Raw genomic sequence first — 14722 nt, 5'->3', positions numbered from 1 at the left:
CGACGTTGCACCGGACCGGGCGGTCGTCAGGCCCCTCATCAGCGGTCAAGCGGTGCCCCGAGGCCCGGCGGCAACACCCCCCAGGTCATGCGTGCGACAGGGGGCAAACAGCCATACCGGACCCGGGGGGCCAGGCACCCCGTTGCGGGGCCACGAGAAAGGTAACGGGGCGCGACCCGCCTCCCTGGCTGTTCCCCGTGCACGTACGTACGTCGTCGGATGCCTCCGCGCTTGTGTGAGCCGGGGCGGCTCACACAAGCCGCCCGGCTGATTCCACCAGCAACTGCACGACGGTGGAGGCTTCGGCAGCCTCCATCACCGCCGGTAGCGCCGTCGAGGTCAGCTGCCGACGGGGTACCGGCTGGTGATCGCGACGCGGTTGAAGGCGTTCATCACGGTTGCCAGCCAGGCGACTACCGAGATCTGGTCTGCGGTGAGTATGGCCGCGGCGGCGTTGAAGTCCTCGTCGCTGACGTGTCCGTCCGGCACGCGTGTGATCGCCTCGGTCAGGCGGAGGGCGGCGCGGTCGGTCTCGGAGAAGTAGCCGGTCTCTGCCCAGGCGGGCAGCACCGCAATCCGGTCGGGGTTCTCGCCCTTCTTGAGGGCGTCGCGGGTGTGCATGCGCAGGCAGAACGCGCAGCCGTTGATCTGGGAGGTGCGAATCCTCAGCAGCTCGACCAGGAGCGGGTCGAGGCCCGCTGCGGCGGCGTCCTTCTCCACCTCCGACGACAGGGCGATGAGGGTCTTGTAGGCGGCCGGGTGCTGCTCGCCGATGTTGACGCGCTGGGGGTCGGTCATGGTTCCTTTGCTTCCTTCGTGTGGTCCGCGCCGCGCTTGTCGGGCACGTCTTGGTGGTGGATGGGGCGTGCTCCGGCAGGGGCGGAGCTCGTGAAGAGTGTTGCCGCCCCGCTGCATGCCCCGGGGTTACGACTTCGGGTCGTCGACCTTGAGCTTGGCCCCGGTGTCGGAGACGAATACGACCAGGAGCTTTGCCGGCTTGGTCCGGCTGGCGTTCTCGGTGAGGACATGGTGGGCGCCCGGCTGCTCGACCCAGTTCTCGCCCTGGTGGTAGGTGGTCACGGGCTTATCGTCGAGCTTGCTGCGCACGGTGCCTTCGAGGACGTAGGCGTAGACGAACGCCTGGCCGTGCCGGTGTGGCAGCGCGCTTGCGCCGGGCGGGAAGGCGACGATCGCTGAGGTGAACGTCTTGCCCTTCACATTCGGTAGCGCCTGCTGGAGCAGCGGTGTGAAGGTTTCGACAGGGCGCGTCGATGCCGCGACCGTCGCCTGCGCCTTGGCGTGGGCAGGCTGGTCGGAGGCCGAGCAGGCCGTGGCCCCAGTCAGCGTGGCCGCAGCCAGCAGGCCGGCGGCGATTCGCATTCCGATCACAATGGGTCTCCCGATTCAGTCTTCCGTGACGCGGATGATCGTCTTGCCGGGGGTGCGCTTGCCGGGGGCGAACGCGGCGGGCGCCTCGGCGAGCGGCCGCACAGCACCGACGAACGGCTTGAGCCGGCCGTCCCTCAGCCGCGTGGCGAGCTCGGCGAGCCGGGCGCGGTCGGGTTCGACGACGAAGAAGACGGCCCGCCCGTCCATGGGCTGGACCTTGGGCGGCATGGCGATGCTGACCAGCGTGCCACCGGCTCGGACCAGGGTGGCCGAGCGGTCGAGGATGTCACCGCCGATCACATCGAACACCACGTCGGCCTCGCCGGCGTCCTCCAGCTTCTCGGTCTGCAGGTCGATGAAGGTGTCTACACCGAGGGCGAGTGCCCTGTCCCGGTCGGAGGCCCGGCCGGTGCCGATGACGCGGGCACCGGCCTCGCGGGCGAGCTGCACCGCAATCGAGCCGACGCCGCCCGCAGCACCATGGATGAGGACAGTCTGGCCCGTGGTGAGGCGGCCGTGGTCGAACAGGCCCTGCCAGGCGGTCAGCCCGGAGATGGGAAGCGCGGCGGCCACGGTGTGGTCGATGTCCGCCGGCAGCGGGGCGAGGTTGCGGGCCTCCACCGCGACGTACTCGGCGAGGGTGCCGTTGCGGGTCCAGTCGGCCAGGCCGAACACCCTCTGTCCGACGCTGAGGCCGGTGGTGCCGTACCCCAGCTCCACGACGACACCGGACAGCTCGTGCCCGGGCACACTCGGCGTCCGGTCGCGGCCGGCGCGATCGGTCCACGTGGCGGGCCAGTCCAGTTCGCCACGGGTGAAGCCGGCGGCGTGCACGCGCACGATGACGTCGTTCTCGGCCGCATGGGGGTAGGGCATGTCCGTCAGGGACATACCGGCAAGACCGGCGTCACGGTCGCGCACAGTGATGGCTTGCATACAGATCCTTACTGGGAGAGGCGATCCGAGCGCACAGCCCGCTCACGCCGGGGCTCATGGCGGCTGCAGGTCGATGCATGCCGCTCTGCATGATCGATCTCACCTCTTGCCGAGTATTCCTTCGTCGCCCGTTGTGCGTTCTCATCAGGGAGACGAGGTAGGCCGTCCGGGTGTGACAGCTCAGACGCGCATGAGTTTGTCGGGGTTTATGACCCTGCGGTACGCGGTGATAAGACCGTTCGTAATCTGGACCGTGTCGACGGAATAGACCCTTCCTTCCCGGTGGAACACGAGGGAGAGCTCGCCGCCGACCTCGGCGAAGTCGATGCGGTCCGGACGCCACTGGCGCCCCGTACGCACCATGACCTCGGCGACGCGCTCGCCGCCGTGGATGAGCTTGCGTGCCGCCAAGACCTTGCCGCCGCCGTCGGTGACGTAGACGGCGTCCGGGTGCAGGAGCCTGACCAGGCCGGCGAGGTCGCCGCTCTCGTAGGCGGCGCGGAAGACCGCAAGGACGCGTTCACGCTCCGCCTTCGACGCCTGCGGCGTCGACTGCTTCGCTTTGGCCACCCGCCGTCGTGCCCGCGAGGCGAGCTGCCGGGCACTCGGCCCGGAGACATCCAGCACCTCGGCGATCCGGTCGAACTCGAGACCGAAGACATCGTGCAGGACGAAGGCCACCCGCTCCGGCGGGCTCAGCTCTTCCATGATCAGGAGCATCGCCGAACTGACCGACTCGTCGACGAGTACCGGCTGCGACGCGTCCGGCCCTGTCAGCAGCGGCTCCGGCAGCCACGGTCCGACGTAGGTCTCACGGCGGAAACGGGCACTCTTGAGAATGTCGTACGACCGTCGCGCGGCCACCGTCACCAGCCAGGCCCGCAGATCACCGATGTCCTGCAGATCCGCTCCGGCCGCCCGCAGCCAGACGTCCTGGGTCACATCCTCGGCATCGGCCACACTCCCCAGCAGCCGGTAGGCCACACCGAAAACGGCGGGCCGGTGCCTTTCCCATTCGGCTCCGAGCGGGTCCTTCTGCTCTGACCGTCCGGGCCCGTACCCGTCACCCATACGGATCGCAACCTCCTCCAGCTTGCGGAGCGAGCGTATTAGCCGAGCTCAGGAAGTCCGCTCTGACACGGCGACCGTAAGCCGTGATCAAGCTGCTCTGGGGCTGGTGTCGTCGTACGGCGGTGTTTCATGCTGGGGCCACTCTCCCTGGGGCAACCGCAGCCGGAACCGACTCGATGCGGCACGCTCAGCAGCGGGTCCGTTCGCTGTGAGCTCGCTTTCCCGGACCGTCCGCATCGGGTCTCCGGTCGGCCGGTGAGCACGCGATCGTCCGGCGTCGAGGGCCGCAGCCACGGACAGCGCCCCGACGAAGCCGACGTACAGGTAGCCCGTGGTCTCCAGTCCCCATGAGGGCGCCGCGAGCCCGGCTGCGAGGGCCGGAAGACTCAACGCCGCATAGCTGATCACGTAGACGGCCGAGAAGACCTCCGAGCGCGACTTCGCGGTGGTGACCGCGCTGATGGCGCGGAGGCTCCCGTTGAACGTCAGGCCGACGCCCAGCCCTGCGACGACTGATCCGCCCACGTAGATGGCCGGCGACGCAACAGCGATGGCCACCGCCAGCCCGAACGCACCCAGAGTCAGGAGAACCGCCCCCAGCAAGGTGGCGAGCCGTGCCGCATGCCGAACGGACCAGAACCCACCCACGCTGTTGGCCAGAAACAGCGCCGCGATGCTGAGCCCGCCCGCAGCGCCGAACCGCACATGCAGGACGTTGCTCACCAGAGAGGGAGTGAGCGAAAGGAACAGACCCGTGACGGCCCACCCCGCGACGAGGGCGGGAACCGAGGCGAGGAACGCCGGCCGGACCTCCCGAGGAACCCGGACTCTCGGTCGCAAAGACGCCAGCCGAAACGCTCGCGGGGCGAGTGTCTCAGGGATCCTGAGGATGACCGCGGCCAGAACGACGAAGGTCAGCGTAAGGACCGGAAAGACATACGCATCGGGACGTGAAGTCAACTGAACCAGCAACCCCACGACTCCGGCACCGGTGGCCATGCCGATACTCGTGCCCACCGCTGTCATCGTCGGCCCCAACTGCGGACGTCGCTCGGGTGAGAGGTCGACCAGTCCGGCGGCAAGACCGCCCGTGGCCGTCCCCGTGGCGATGCCCTGCACCACCCGGGCGATCAGGAGGGAGACGATACCGTCGGCCGTCCAGAAGATCGCCGTGCTCGCCGCCGCCACCAGAAGGGCGGCGACCAGCACGGGGCGGCGCCCCAGGCGGTCGCTCAGCGATCCGACCGTCAGCAACGCGCCGAGCAGACCGACGACGTACACCGCGAAGACCACCGTCAGCATCGTGACCGACAGGCCCCAGCGCTCCCGGTACAGCGGGTAGATCGGTGACGGTGCGCTTGCCGTGGCCATCATGACCACATTGGCGCAGACCAGCACGGCGAAGGCCGCACGTCGCCCGAGACGACGCCCGTCGCGATAGCGACTCACACGTTTCATCACGTTGCCTTTTATGGCGTCCTGATCAGCTCGGCCAGGGAGCGCCCATGATGCGCTCGACCGTGGTGGTGCGCTGGAAGCCGGGAATGAAGTGCTCCAGCACATCGGAATTTACGGTTCCGTTCGTGGTCTCGGGGCGGTACTTGAGTCCGTCGACGAAGGCCTGCAAAAACTCGTTCTTGAAGTCGCCCCGCGGATGGACGGCGGTGATCTCGTCCACCTGGCTGCGATCCAGCTCGCCCAGACCGAATCCGAGCACATCGGTCAGAACCCCGAAGTTCGTGATGGCGATCTCCGGGCCCATCCGCCCAGGAATTCCCGGAGTCGTGTGCAGCGCGATCGCCGTCCACACCACGTCGGCGGCCGTGGCCGGGAAACCGCGGTCGAGCATGAACTTGCGTGCGTGGTCGGCTCCATCGACCTCGAAGCGCTGCTCAACGTCGGAAAACGGCGTCAAGAGGCCGGTGTCGTGGAACATGGCGGACAGGTAGAGAAGCTCCGGGTCGGGCTCCAGGCCGAGCCTGTGAGCATGAATGGCACCGAAGACGAACACGCGTCGGGAGTGGTGGTAGATGAGGGGACTGGTCATCTCCTGCATGAGGCGGGTGGCCTCGGCGACTGCCGCCGTTTCAGGAATCTCCACCCCCGCGATGATCTCGCTCATGACCTCTGCTCCTTCCGATATCGGTGTGTTACGAATGGACGGTGCGTCCGTCTTCCACACTGCCAACCACCCGGCGTCCGGCGCTCCCTCGGTCCGGCCATGAGTCACCCGAATCCGGACAGGCGGGCCGCGGGGTTGTGGGCTCCGCCACGCATCGGGTTGCGATCCTCGTCTACGACGGGGTCAAACTCCTGGACGTCGTCGGCCCCGCGGAGGTATTCGGGGAAGCGAACCGGCTCGGTGCCGACTACACGATCGTGCTGGTATCACCGACCGGTGCCGATGTCACCTCCTCCATCGGGATCCGGATCGCAGTCGACGCCGCCGCCACGGAGCCTGCTCCTGACACGTTCCTGGTGGCTGGCGCAGACCTCTACCCGCGCACACCTGTGCCCCGTGATCTGATCGAGGCCACGCGAACGCTGGCGGTCCGGGCCGGCCGTGTCGCGTCCATCTGCACCGGAGCCTTCATCCTCGGCGCCGCCGGCCTCCTGGACGGCAAGCGCGCGACCACGCACTGGAAGGTCGCGCACGAGCTCGCCGCCCGCTGCCGGGCCAGCCGCGTCGAACCCGACGCGATCTACGTCCGTGACGGCACCACCTACACCTCGGCAGGCGTGACCGCCGGCATCGACCTGGCACTGGCACTCGTCGAGGAGGATCACGGCCCTGATCTGACCCGCGACGTCGCCCGCGCCCTGGTGGTCTATTTGCAACGTTCCGGCGGCCAATCACAGTTCTCCGCCCCACTGCAGGGACCGCCGCCCCGATCTCCGGCCCTCCGCAGAATCACCGACGTGATCACGGCGAATCCCGGGGGAAACCACTCACTCGGCGAACTCGCCAAGCACCTCAATGTGAGCCCTCGGCATCTCACGCGGCTCTTTCGCGACGAGCTGTCCACCACGCCGGCCCGGTACGTGGAGATGATCCGGTTCGACATGGCGAAAGCTCTACTCGACCAGGGGCATACCGCGACGCAGACGGCATCCCTTGCCGGATTCCCGAATTACGAGAGTATGCGGAGAGTTTTCGTGAGGGAATTGTCGCTCAGCCCCGCCGCCTATCAGCGCCGCTTCAGCACAGCCCGCCGAGCCGACGAAGGGCAGCGGTAAGACGAAGCTGTCACTGCCCGGACACCGATGCGTCACAGACGGTTGCGCTGCCCGGGTGCGATTTTGTTCCACGACGGGTTCGTCCACCACATCCGCGACACCTCGCGACAGCACAGCCTTCCCAGGCGGGCTCAGCGAGAACGAACTGGCCTACTCACAGAGGCCCGCCCCGCGAGCCGACCTCGACCTGCCCGACCTCCCTGGCCACCAACCTCTGCGCCATCGGAGCCATGGCACCGGACCGCATCGCTGTACGCCTGGAAGCTGCACAAGCAAGTACGCGGCATGCGCCGGCGCGGCACCAAGGACCACGTTAGGGAGAAGCGCGAAACGCGCCGGTCGCACCTCATCGTCGGTGTGGCGGACCGCCGCGGCCACTCTCGCCGACGTAAGGACCGTACCCGCCCGGCACCACGGACCTCGCGAGGCCGGGCGACAACATCCGAGCAAGATCGTGTTCGAATTCCGAGCCCGCTGATCGGTATGCATACGACCTCTTACCTGTCCCAGCACCAATCTCGAGGGCGGTCCGAACCGGGTGGCCCCCGTATGCCATCACCATGCCGAACAGCTCCACGGGATACCCTGGCCGGAACCGTTCGTATGCTTCCGCCACCACTCCGAAACTCAGCGCGCGACCGGACACGCCCAGCATCCTGACACGAGCGACCCCTGCGGTGCTTGATCCTTTCTGGGGCCCAGGCGCGAGCTGATGTCTCATGAGACACCCCAAAGTCTGGAGAAGGACGGGTTCCGGGCCCTGGTGTCCGTCGACGCGGGCAGGGTGGTGCTGCGCTCCAGGCGCGGCACCGAGATGCTTCCTGCGTTTCCGGAGAGTGGGGCTGCGGCTAGGCAGTTGCCGGACGCGACGGCGCTGGACGGCAAGCTGGTCGTATGGGACATCGCGGGACGGCTCGCCTTCGAGCAGCTGCAGAACCGGCTTCAGCGGCACGGTGACAGGGCGGCCCGGGCGGCTGCCGAGTGGCTGGCCCACTTCGTCGCGTTCGATCTGCTGCGGCTATCCGGGACCGACACGACCGGATGGCCGTATCGGCGGCGCAGGGCCGCGCTCGAGTCCGTGTTCGCCGCCCGCCGGCTGTCCGCCCCGTGGGTGCTGTGCCCCTCGACCACCGACCAGGACACCGTGCGCGAGTGGCTGACGTGGGCGTCGGTCCGGGATGGAGGGCGTGCTTTTCAAGCGGCTGGACAGCGTGTACGAGCCTGCCGTGCGCGGGTGGCGGAAGTACAAGGTGCGTGAGACCACCGAGGCGATCGTCGGCGCGGTCACCGGCACACACTCGCCGCTCCGCGCACCCTGTTGCTCGGCAGGTTCGACGGCTGCGGCCGCCTTCAGCACGTCGGCCGCACCACCACTCTCGCCCATACAGCGAGCAGCACAGTCGCCGGGCTACTCGCCCCGGCGCAGGGCGGGCATCCGTGGCAGGGCTGGTCGTTCTCCGCCGGGTGGGGCAGCCGGGAAACGTTGGACGTCACACTGGTGGAACCCGAACTGGTGGTGGAAGTCGGCGTCGACGTCGCCCGCGACACCTCCGGCCGGTGGCGCCACCCCGCGCGTCTGCACCGTGCCCGCCCCGACCTCTCCCCCGCCGATGTCCCCGGCCTCGTATCGCTGCCGCGCTGACCGCCGAGATCCTGACGGCGGTCGGGGAACTCGACCAGGACGCTGCCCCTGACGTCATCGCGGCCCGGCTCGGCGACGGACTCGCGCCCGCCCTGCACACGATGGCGAAGGCCCTGCGCGTGCAGGCTGGCGCACTGGGGGTGCCCGCGGCGGCGGTGGACGACTTCGGCGGGTTTGAGGGGCAGTACGAGCAGATCGAGAAGGTCGCAGCCCACCATGGCAACCACCGCTCGTGATCGTGTTACGAGCTCATACGAGGAAGGGGACGATCTCAATGAAAGCCATTGTGGTGACGGACCAGGCCGCGGGAACGGCCGGGATGACGCTGACGGAGCGGCCTGAGCCGCCCGCAGCGATCAACGACGTCATCGTTCAGATTCATGCATCGGGCTTCGTCCCGACAGAGATGGAATGGCCATCGACCTGGACCGATCGCGCCGGCCGTGACAAGACACCGTCGATCCCCGGCCACGAGCTGGCCGGAGTGGTCACCACCCTCGGCTACGGCACGACGGGGCTGTCGGTCGGGCAGCGGGTGTTCGGCCTCGCCGACTGGCACCGTGACGGCACCCTCGCGGAGTACGTGGCGATTGAGGCACGCAACCTCGCACCGCTGCCCGGCGACGTCGACTTCACGGTAGGCGCGTCCTTGCCCATCTCGGGTCTGACCGCGTGGCAGGGGCTGTTCCAGCACGGCCGTCTTCAGGCCGGCCAGACCGTCCTCGCCCATGGCGCAGCCGGAGCAGTCGGGACGATGGTGACCCAGCTCGCACGCGAGGCCGGCGCATACGTCATCGGCACCGGACGAGCTGCCGACCGTGAGAAGGCGCTCGACTTCGGTGCACACGAGTTCGTCGACCTCGAGAACGATGCCTTGGCAGACGTCGGCAGTGTCGACCTGGTCTTCGACGTCATCGGCGGCGACATTCAGAGGAGCTCCGCGGCTCTGGTCAAGACCGGCGGGACGCTGGTGTCGGTCGTGGGCCCGGTCGAGGCCCGCCCCGCTGATGGCCTGGCGATCGATTTCGTTGTCGAGGCCGATCGCACCCAGCTGGGTGAAATCGTGCAGCGAGTCCGGGACGGGCGGCTGCGTACGAACATCGGAACCACCGCGTCCCTCGACAACGCGGTCGCAACCGTCAACTCAACCGAGCGACGCAAGGGGAAGACAGTCATTCGTGTACGCCCGTAGGCCCCCCTGATAGAGCTCGTCAGGAAAGACGCTCACGGCGACCGGGCTGGCGACGCCCTTCACGACGAGGAAGGGGGACGCGTCAGGCCTTCGGTGTGTCCGGCGAAGGCCCTGGAGATGAGTTCCAGGCTGGCCGCGTCATGGTCGAGCATGAAGGCTGCAAGACCGACGGGAGAATCCGCCAGTCCGGTCAGCGTGTGCGGGCGCGACCCGCGATGTCTGCACACGCCAGCGACCGGGCCGCCCGAGCACGCCGCCTGGCCGCCGCCTCTCCTTCGTCGCCCGGCGAGGCGATGGTCACGGCAGCTCCAGCATCCGGATCGACATCAGGGTGAGCTGGAGCCGGTGTGGCCGGTCGACGAGTAGCACCTCGCACGCCGAGCACGCCGGACAGCGCACCACCATGCCGGGGCAGCGCAGATAGACCCTGGTCTCGGCAACGCAGTGCCGATCCCCGCACTCGGCGCACTGCAGGACGATCGTGGTCGCGTCCCGGCCCAGGGCCAGCGACATCGCCCCGGCGACGGCGTTGCCGTCCACATAGCCGTCCTCCGGGGGCACCGAGAGGAGGTCTTCCTCTGCGTTCACTGCGGGCCTCCTATCCGAACCTCTCGGTCCTCAACGAGTCGGCGTCCAAGCCGGCGCCGATCAGTGCGCGGGCGGCTTCCTCGACGAAGGCGGTCGGGCCGCATACGTAAGCCCGCAGCCGCGGCTCGCGAACACCACCGGGACGAAGCAGCGCGCTCAGCTGCTCGGCTCTCAGCCGGCCGTGCTCGAACCCCGCCGCCCGTTCCCGGGTCAGATGGACGGTGCTCTCCGGCCCGTCGGGACCGCGCAGCTCGTCGGCGAAGATGACCCGGTCCGCGGTGCGCGCGGAGTACACCAGTCGCACCGGTGTGCCGTGAACGCGGGCGGCCCGCCAGATGGCGCGCATCGGCGCGATGCCGGAGCCGCCAGCGACCAGGAGCAGCGGTACGTCGTCGCCGGGCCGCCATACGAAGTAGCCCCCCACCGGTCCCATGATCTCCAGGGCGTCACCGTCGGTGGCAACGTCGACCAGGTACGGAGACACCTCGCCGTCGTCCACGCGTTCCACGGTGATCTGCGGGGCCTCCCCGGGCGCGGAGGACAGCGAGAAGCTGCGGGTGGCCTGGTACCCGTCCTCGGCCGTGAGCCGGACGTCGATGTGCTGGCCGGCGACATGCCTTGGCCAGTCGGCGACGGCGAGCCGGATGGTGCGTGCCGAGGCGCTCTCACGCGCCGTACCGGCGACGGTGGCGGCTCGCCAGCCGTGAACAGGTCGCACACGCGGTGGCATGGCTGAACGGTCAGTCACCGTAGTAGCGCTGTTCGAGGAACGGGTCACCGCGGTGGTGGTAGCCGGCGTTCTCCCAGAACCCAAGCTCGTCCTCGGGCATCACCCGGATCCCGCGCAACCACTTTGCGGACTTCCACAGATACAGGTGCGGCACCAGCAGCCGGACCGGCCCGCCATGTTCGGCAGGGATCGGACCGCCCTCGTAGCCCACCGCGACCATCGCGTCGCGGTCCACCAGGTCCTCCACCGGGATGTTCGTGGTGTAGCCGCCGTACGAGGACACCAGCGCGTAGGGCTCGTCGGCCACCCCGGCGTCCTCCAGCACGGCCGCCACCGGAACGCCCTGCCAGGTCGTCCCCAGCTTGGACCAGTGCGTGACGCAGTGAATGTCGGTCGTCAGGTCCACCACGCCCAGATCGTGCAGCGACGCCCACGCGTAGGTCTTCTCCGTGATCCCGTCCGTGACCACCAGCTCCCACGCGCGGGCCGGCACGTGCTGGGTCGGGCCCGCCGTGAGGACCGGGAAGTCACTGGTGACGAACTGCCCCGGTGGGACCGGGCCTTCCGTGCGTCGAGGACGTCCCGTGAATCCGCGCGTGACCATCTGTCGCTCACCACCCATCGTATCGACAGCGTAACCAACCGTGAGCGTTCTCGCCTGCGCCGCGATGAGTGGCCCGGATGCCTCCCGTACAAGATGCGCGAGACGGGCTGAGGCGATCGTCGGCGCGGTCACCGGCACACTCGCCGCTCCCACCAGCCTGCTGCTCGGTAGGTTCGACGACAGCGGCCGCCTGCTGTATGTCGGCCGCCCGACCACGACCCTCAACCTGAAGACGCACGTCCACACCCGCCCGGTCGGTGAGCGCCCCTGCGTCGAGCTCGAGCCCACCGACCATCCCCTCGCCGTCGAACAGCGCACGGGGATCAGGCTGGACCGCGTGCTGAAGATCGCGGCGGCCGTGCTCCACCCCGGCGACGGCCAGCAGCGGTGACGGCGGACTTCTCCCAGCTGGCGCGCAAGGCCGCCGAAGGCAACGGGTGGGTCCTCGGCTTCGGCTTCGGCCAGCCCGTGACAACCTGTCCGGGATGCGCGGACGGCCGTGGACCGGTCCTCGAGCGTGGAGTCTGCCGGCGGCGCATGGGGCTCGTCGGTACAGAATCCAAGTGCGTGTACTGCCTGCACCAGACCGAGCCTGCCCAGGACGAGAAAGACTGAAAGCCCCGTCCGGCCCCCAGGGTTGCCCGTGGCTGATCCCCCGGGGCCGTGACGTGCCCGGACCGGATCAGGACAGGTCGGTGGGGCCGATGCCGACACGCGGGAACGGCTACGCGCCCAGCCTTCGAGGTCACCGACGCGGTAGGGCAGTTCCGTACCCCGCTTGTCGACCGCCCGGGAAGTCCAGGTTGATGGGCGATCCCAGCGCAACGCGGCGAGCGTGTGCTACGGCAGGTGTTCCGCCGGCGCTTTGCGCAGCCCGACGACAGCGTCCTCCAGCGCCGGCGCTGGAGGGAAGGCATACGGGACACACGGAAGGGGTGCCCTCCCCAACAACGGAAGGGCACCCCAGGAGTGGTCAGCGGTGGTCGTAGCGGTCGTAGCCCCCGTGGTAACGCCGGTGCCGGTTGTCCCAGCGGTAGTCGCCCCAACGGTGGTGGCCCCAGCGGCCCTCGCCCCGGCGGTGGTCGCCCCAGCGGCCCTCGCCGAAGCGGCCGTCGCGGTCGCCACGCCCGTAGTCGTCACCGTAGTCGTCACCGTCGTCATCATGATCGTGACCACGGACGTGCGTGGCATGAGACACCACCGAGGGGGCAAAGGCTGCGGCGCTGGCGCCAGTGGCGCCGCCCAGCAGGGCTGCGGCCGCGACGCCCAGCGCGGCGACAAGACGGGAAACCCGCATTCCGTGCTCCTTTCACGGCAGGTGCCTCATGCGCCTGCCTGGTCGGACACATCAATCCTGGCAGCCGAAATGCACCGTTGCGTCCCAACTCTCGCCAATGACCACTCATGTACCATCGCCGCTGCCACGGTGAAGCCCCGCACGGAGTACGCGCTCGCCGTGATCGAGCGGGAGACTGGCGAGCTGATCGGGTTCGGTCGCCTGGCCATCGACCCCCACCAGCAGCGCGGAGCCACCATGGGCTTCGCGCTGCGCCCGGATGCGTGGGGCGTGGGCTACGGCGTGGAGACGGTGCGACTGCTGCTCACCGTCGGCTTCGAGGATCTCGTCCTTCACCGGATCTGGGGCGCGCGATCCCCGCTGAACGAGGCCTCCGCGAAGACCATGACGGCTGCCGGCATGGTGGAAGAGGGTCTAATCCGTGAGCACGTGCTGAAGGCCGGGTTGTGGCGGGACTCCGTCGTGCACGCAATCCTCAATCGCGAGTGGCAGCCCGCCCCCTGACCAGAACGGCCTTCGTTCGTAGTCAGGTGGCCTTCCGACCCAGTCGCGCCCTGCGTCGGCCACGGCGAACTCCAGCAGCGGGCCCGCTCAGCATCGGTCAGGGCGAGCGCATCGACGAGCAGCGCTGCCACGGTCCGGGACGGCACCCGCAGACACGCCTCCAGCCGGAACAGCTGAGAGTGGGACATGCCGACCACCCGGGGCCTCCCGCAGCCGGAGGTCCGCGCGTAGCCGGGCGTCCAGGAGCAGCCACCCCACGCCGGCGGGCATCGTCCGGCGCTCGCGCTCCTCGGCTCCCGCAGACGGCATCACGGGCGACAGTCGGCCAGGAACCGCTTCCACCGGATGAGCCTGACTGGCTGGCGGCCACCGTGGACATCACGTCATGGGAGCGACGCTATGGCCGCAGGATCGACGAGTCGTGGCACGTCCAAGTCGCCTCGGCACCTGTCGTCCGTCACGGTGCGCCTAACGATGCCGTCCCGGCCGCAGTAGCGGGATGCGTACACGGGTATGTGACTGCTTCTGATGCCTTTCCGAACCCTCATCAACGAACTTCCGTTTGAAAAAATTGGATGTCGAGGCTGTTCTACGGCCGAGTCATCCGGTCCATTCACAGCACGGGCGAGGCAGTCTCAGTCAGGGCCGCATCGGCGGCCTTCACCACGGCCACGACGGCGTCCGGACCGGTCGGGTGCCATGCGCGCGATGGTGCCCGGCTCCGCCGACGAATCGCGGTAGCGGATGGTGTGAACCGTAGGTGATCGCGTTGCTGGTGGTAGCGCCAGTAGGCGTCGAAGTCGCTGTCCACGGACAGTGGGACGTCCGGGTGAGCGGACAGTTGATCTCCTTGTATGCGGACAGCTCATCTCCTTGTCCGGTATGACTTTTCATCCCTCGGACGGCGGTCAGTTGGACGGGGTGAGAGGCTGGACGCCCTGACCGCGGCCACCACAGACATCAACAGTCTCACCACCCGACGCCACCGCACCCGCCGCTCCCCCGCACGTACCCACACATGACCACGTGCCCATAGACGTGCCTGCACCCGGCCGAACCGTCCGAGCAGCACGCCCCGTACCTGGGTCAGTGACACCGGATACGCACCCCGGCCACAAGACGCGGGCGTCGGCGCCCGTGCAGAGCACCACATCAACCATGCTGGGCGCCACGTGGAGGCACATCTGTACCGGATGACCATGGCTGCTGTCAGTCTTATGCCGATTCACGTCAGGGCTGCGATACCTGGGACCTGGAGGGCAGTTCATGCCGTCCGGTTCTCGTGGGAAGGGCCACGATGCAGGGAAGGCGTGATGGTGATCGCGAAAGCGGTCCGGTGGCCGTGTTCCCGCCAGCGTCGGGCCGGGCGGCGGCAATGTCCCGGCTGCTGGACCTCGGCCTCCACCAGCAGTCCATCGGCCGGTAGGCCTGCATCAACGTCACTTCACGGGCGTGTCTGCGGCGAGGCTTCGGCGGTGATGGCCGGGTCGAACATGGCGACCGGGGTAAGAATCTCGTCCATGCGCTTCAGT

General features: G+C 68.6%; 15 protein-coding genes and 2 pseudogenes. 7 read left to right on the top strand and 10 right to left on the bottom strand.

The genetic code is table 11. From position 1 onward, the window contains the following. Positions 1-339: 339 nt before the first annotated feature. The 6 genes from ACFYX0_RS43375 to ACFYX0_RS43350 form a co-directional block, all read right to left on the bottom strand. Complete coding sequence (locus ACFYX0_RS43375; RefSeq protein WP_388980236.1) at positions 340-798, bottom strand: carboxymuconolactone decarboxylase family protein; 459 nt, start codon at positions 796-798, stop codon at positions 340-342. A 126-nt stretch (positions 799-924) separates the two neighbouring features. Then, entirely contained in the window at positions 925-1380 is a 456-nt protein-coding gene (locus ACFYX0_RS43370) for a cupin domain-containing protein (RefSeq protein ID WP_388980233.1), read from the bottom strand. 24 nt (positions 1381-1404) lie between these two features. After that, on the bottom strand, positions 1405-2325 hold the full coding sequence (locus tag ACFYX0_RS43365; protein WP_388980230.1) for an NADP-dependent oxidoreductase: 921 nt from the start codon (positions 2323-2325) through the stop codon (positions 1405-1407). 180 nt (positions 2326-2505) lie between these two features. Continuing rightward, the gene (sigJ, locus tag ACFYX0_RS43360; protein WP_388980228.1) at positions 2506-3396 is read right to left on the bottom strand and encodes an RNA polymerase sigma factor SigJ; all 891 of its coding nucleotides are present in this window, start codon (positions 3394-3396) and stop codon (positions 2506-2508) included. Between the two features lie 87 nt (positions 3397-3483). Continuing rightward, complete coding sequence (locus ACFYX0_RS43355; protein ID WP_388980225.1) at positions 3484-4959, bottom strand: MFS transporter; 1476 nt, start codon at positions 4957-4959, stop codon at positions 3484-3486. Then, positions 4880-5518 carry an HD domain-containing protein gene (locus ACFYX0_RS43350; RefSeq protein WP_388980222.1) on the bottom strand — a complete coding sequence of 213 codons (639 nt, stop codon included), beginning with the start codon at positions 5516-5518 and terminating at the stop codon, positions 4880-4882. The genes ACFYX0_RS43355 and ACFYX0_RS43350 overlap by 80 nt, the downstream gene beginning before the upstream one ends. Positions 5519-5655: 137 nt before the next feature. On the opposite strand from ACFYX0_RS43350, the gene ACFYX0_RS43345 reads away from it, so the two are divergent. The 5 genes from ACFYX0_RS43345 (at position 5656) to ACFYX0_RS43325 (ending at position 9467) form a co-directional block, all read left to right on the top strand. Then, entirely contained in the window at positions 5656-6633 is a 978-nt protein-coding gene (locus tag ACFYX0_RS43345; RefSeq protein WP_388980219.1) for a GlxA family transcriptional regulator, read from the top strand. A gap of 712 nt (positions 6634-7345) precedes the next feature. Then, positions 7346-7891 (top strand): hypothetical protein, encoded by a 546-nt coding sequence (locus ACFYX0_RS43340; RefSeq protein ID WP_388980216.1) that lies wholly within the window; start codon positions 7346-7348, stop codon positions 7889-7891. Positions 7892-7951: 60 nt separating this feature from the next. Further along, positions 7952-8275 carry a hypothetical protein gene (locus ACFYX0_RS43335; protein ID WP_388980213.1) on the top strand — a complete coding sequence of 108 codons (324 nt, stop codon included), beginning with the start codon at positions 7952-7954 and terminating at the stop codon, positions 8273-8275. A 101-nt stretch (positions 8276-8376) separates the two neighbouring features. Beyond that, complete coding sequence (locus ACFYX0_RS43330) at positions 8377-8511, top strand: hypothetical protein (protein WP_269809385.1); 135 nt, start codon at positions 8377-8379, stop codon at positions 8509-8511. A gap of 38 nt (positions 8512-8549) precedes the next feature. Beyond that, positions 8550-9467, top strand: a complete 918-nt coding sequence (locus ACFYX0_RS43325) for an NADP-dependent oxidoreductase (RefSeq protein WP_388980239.1) — start codon at positions 8550-8552, stop codon at positions 9465-9467. A gap of 297 nt (positions 9468-9764) precedes the next feature. Here the strand turns inward: ACFYX0_RS43325 and ACFYX0_RS43320 are convergent, their stop codons facing one another. From ACFYX0_RS43320 to ACFYX0_RS43310, 3 genes are read right to left on the bottom strand one after another with little or no spacing between them, the layout of a single operon-like run. Next, positions 9765-10055: a DUF6510 family protein gene (locus tag ACFYX0_RS43320; RefSeq protein WP_388980210.1), complete on the bottom strand. Its 291-nt coding sequence runs from the start codon at positions 10053-10055 to the stop codon at positions 9765-9767. Positions 10056-10065: 10 nt separating this feature from the next. Continuing rightward, a complete protein-coding gene (locus tag ACFYX0_RS43315) occupies positions 10066-10785 on the bottom strand; it encodes an FAD-binding oxidoreductase (RefSeq protein ID WP_388980208.1) in 720 nt (239 codons plus the stop codon). A gap of 10 nt (positions 10786-10795) precedes the next feature. Next, on the bottom strand, positions 10796-11407 hold the full coding sequence (locus tag ACFYX0_RS43310) for a molybdopterin-dependent oxidoreductase (RefSeq protein WP_388980205.1): 612 nt from the start codon (positions 11405-11407) through the stop codon (positions 10796-10798). Between the two features lie 190 nt (positions 11408-11597). Here ACFYX0_RS43310 and ACFYX0_RS43305 point away from each other — a divergent pair. After that, a pseudogene (locus ACFYX0_RS43305) lies at positions 11598-11780 on the top strand (DUF2199 domain-containing protein); the annotation flags it as partial. Positions 11781-12362: 582 nt separating this feature from the next. Here ACFYX0_RS43305 and ACFYX0_RS43300 read toward each other — a convergent pair. Continuing rightward, entirely contained in the window at positions 12363-12686 is a 324-nt protein-coding gene (locus ACFYX0_RS43300; RefSeq protein ID WP_388980202.1) for a hypothetical protein, read from the bottom strand. A 111-nt stretch (positions 12687-12797) separates the two neighbouring features. On the opposite strand from ACFYX0_RS43300, the pseudogene ACFYX0_RS43295 reads away from it, so the two are divergent. Then, positions 12798-13190 (top strand): annotated as a pseudogene (locus tag ACFYX0_RS43295) (GNAT family N-acetyltransferase); the annotation flags it as partial. Positions 13191-14722 lie beyond the last annotated feature (1532 nt).

It is taken from the genome of Streptomyces sp. NPDC002573 (assembly GCF_042889625.1).
GTDB classification, from domain to species: domain Bacteria; phylum Actinomycetota; class Actinomycetes; order Streptomycetales; family Streptomycetaceae; genus Streptomyces; species Streptomyces gibsoniae.
This window is presented reverse-complemented; position numbering and strand designations above follow the sequence as displayed.

Coding starts and splice junctions, on each gene's coding strand:
- ACFYX0_RS43370 (WP_388980233.1), bottom strand. CDS start 1,380: ATGCGAATCGCCGCCGGCCTGCTGGCTGCGGCCACGCTGACTGGGGCC.
- ACFYX0_RS43365 (WP_388980230.1), bottom strand. CDS start 2,325: ATGCAAGCCATCACTGTGCGCGACCGTGACGCCGGTCTTGCCGGTATG.
- ACFYX0_RS43355 (WP_388980225.1), bottom strand. CDS start 4,959: ATGTGCTGGAGCACTTCATTCCCGGCTTCCAGCGCACCACCACGGTCG.
- ACFYX0_RS43340 (WP_388980216.1), top strand. CDS start 7,346: ATGTCTCATGAGACACCCCAAAGTCTGGAGAAGGACGGGTTCCGGGCC.
- sigJ (WP_388980228.1), bottom strand. CDS start 3,396: ATGGGTGACGGGTACGGGCCCGGACGGTCAGAGCAGAAGGACCCGCTC.
- ACFYX0_RS43300 (WP_388980202.1), bottom strand. CDS start 12,686: ATGCGGGTTTCCCGTCTTGTCGCCGCGCTGGGCGTCGCGGCCGCAGCC.
- ACFYX0_RS43310 (WP_388980205.1), bottom strand. CDS start 11,407: ATGGGTGGTGAGCGACAGATGGTCACGCGCGGATTCACGGGACGTCCT.
- ACFYX0_RS43350 (WP_388980222.1), bottom strand. CDS start 5,518: ATGAGCGAGATCATCGCGGGGGTGGAGATTCCTGAAACGGCGGCAGTC.
- ACFYX0_RS43315 (WP_388980208.1), bottom strand. CDS start 10,785: ATGCCACCGCGTGTGCGACCTGTTCACGGCTGGCGAGCCGCCACCGTC.
- ACFYX0_RS43375 (WP_388980236.1), bottom strand. CDS start 798: ATGACCGACCCCCAGCGCGTCAACATCGGCGAGCAGCACCCGGCCGCC.
- ACFYX0_RS43330 (WP_269809385.1), top strand. CDS start 8,377: ATGGCGAAGGCCCTGCGCGTGCAGGCTGGCGCACTGGGGGTGCCCGCG.
- ACFYX0_RS43325 (WP_388980239.1), top strand. CDS start 8,550: ATGAAAGCCATTGTGGTGACGGACCAGGCCGCGGGAACGGCCGGGATG.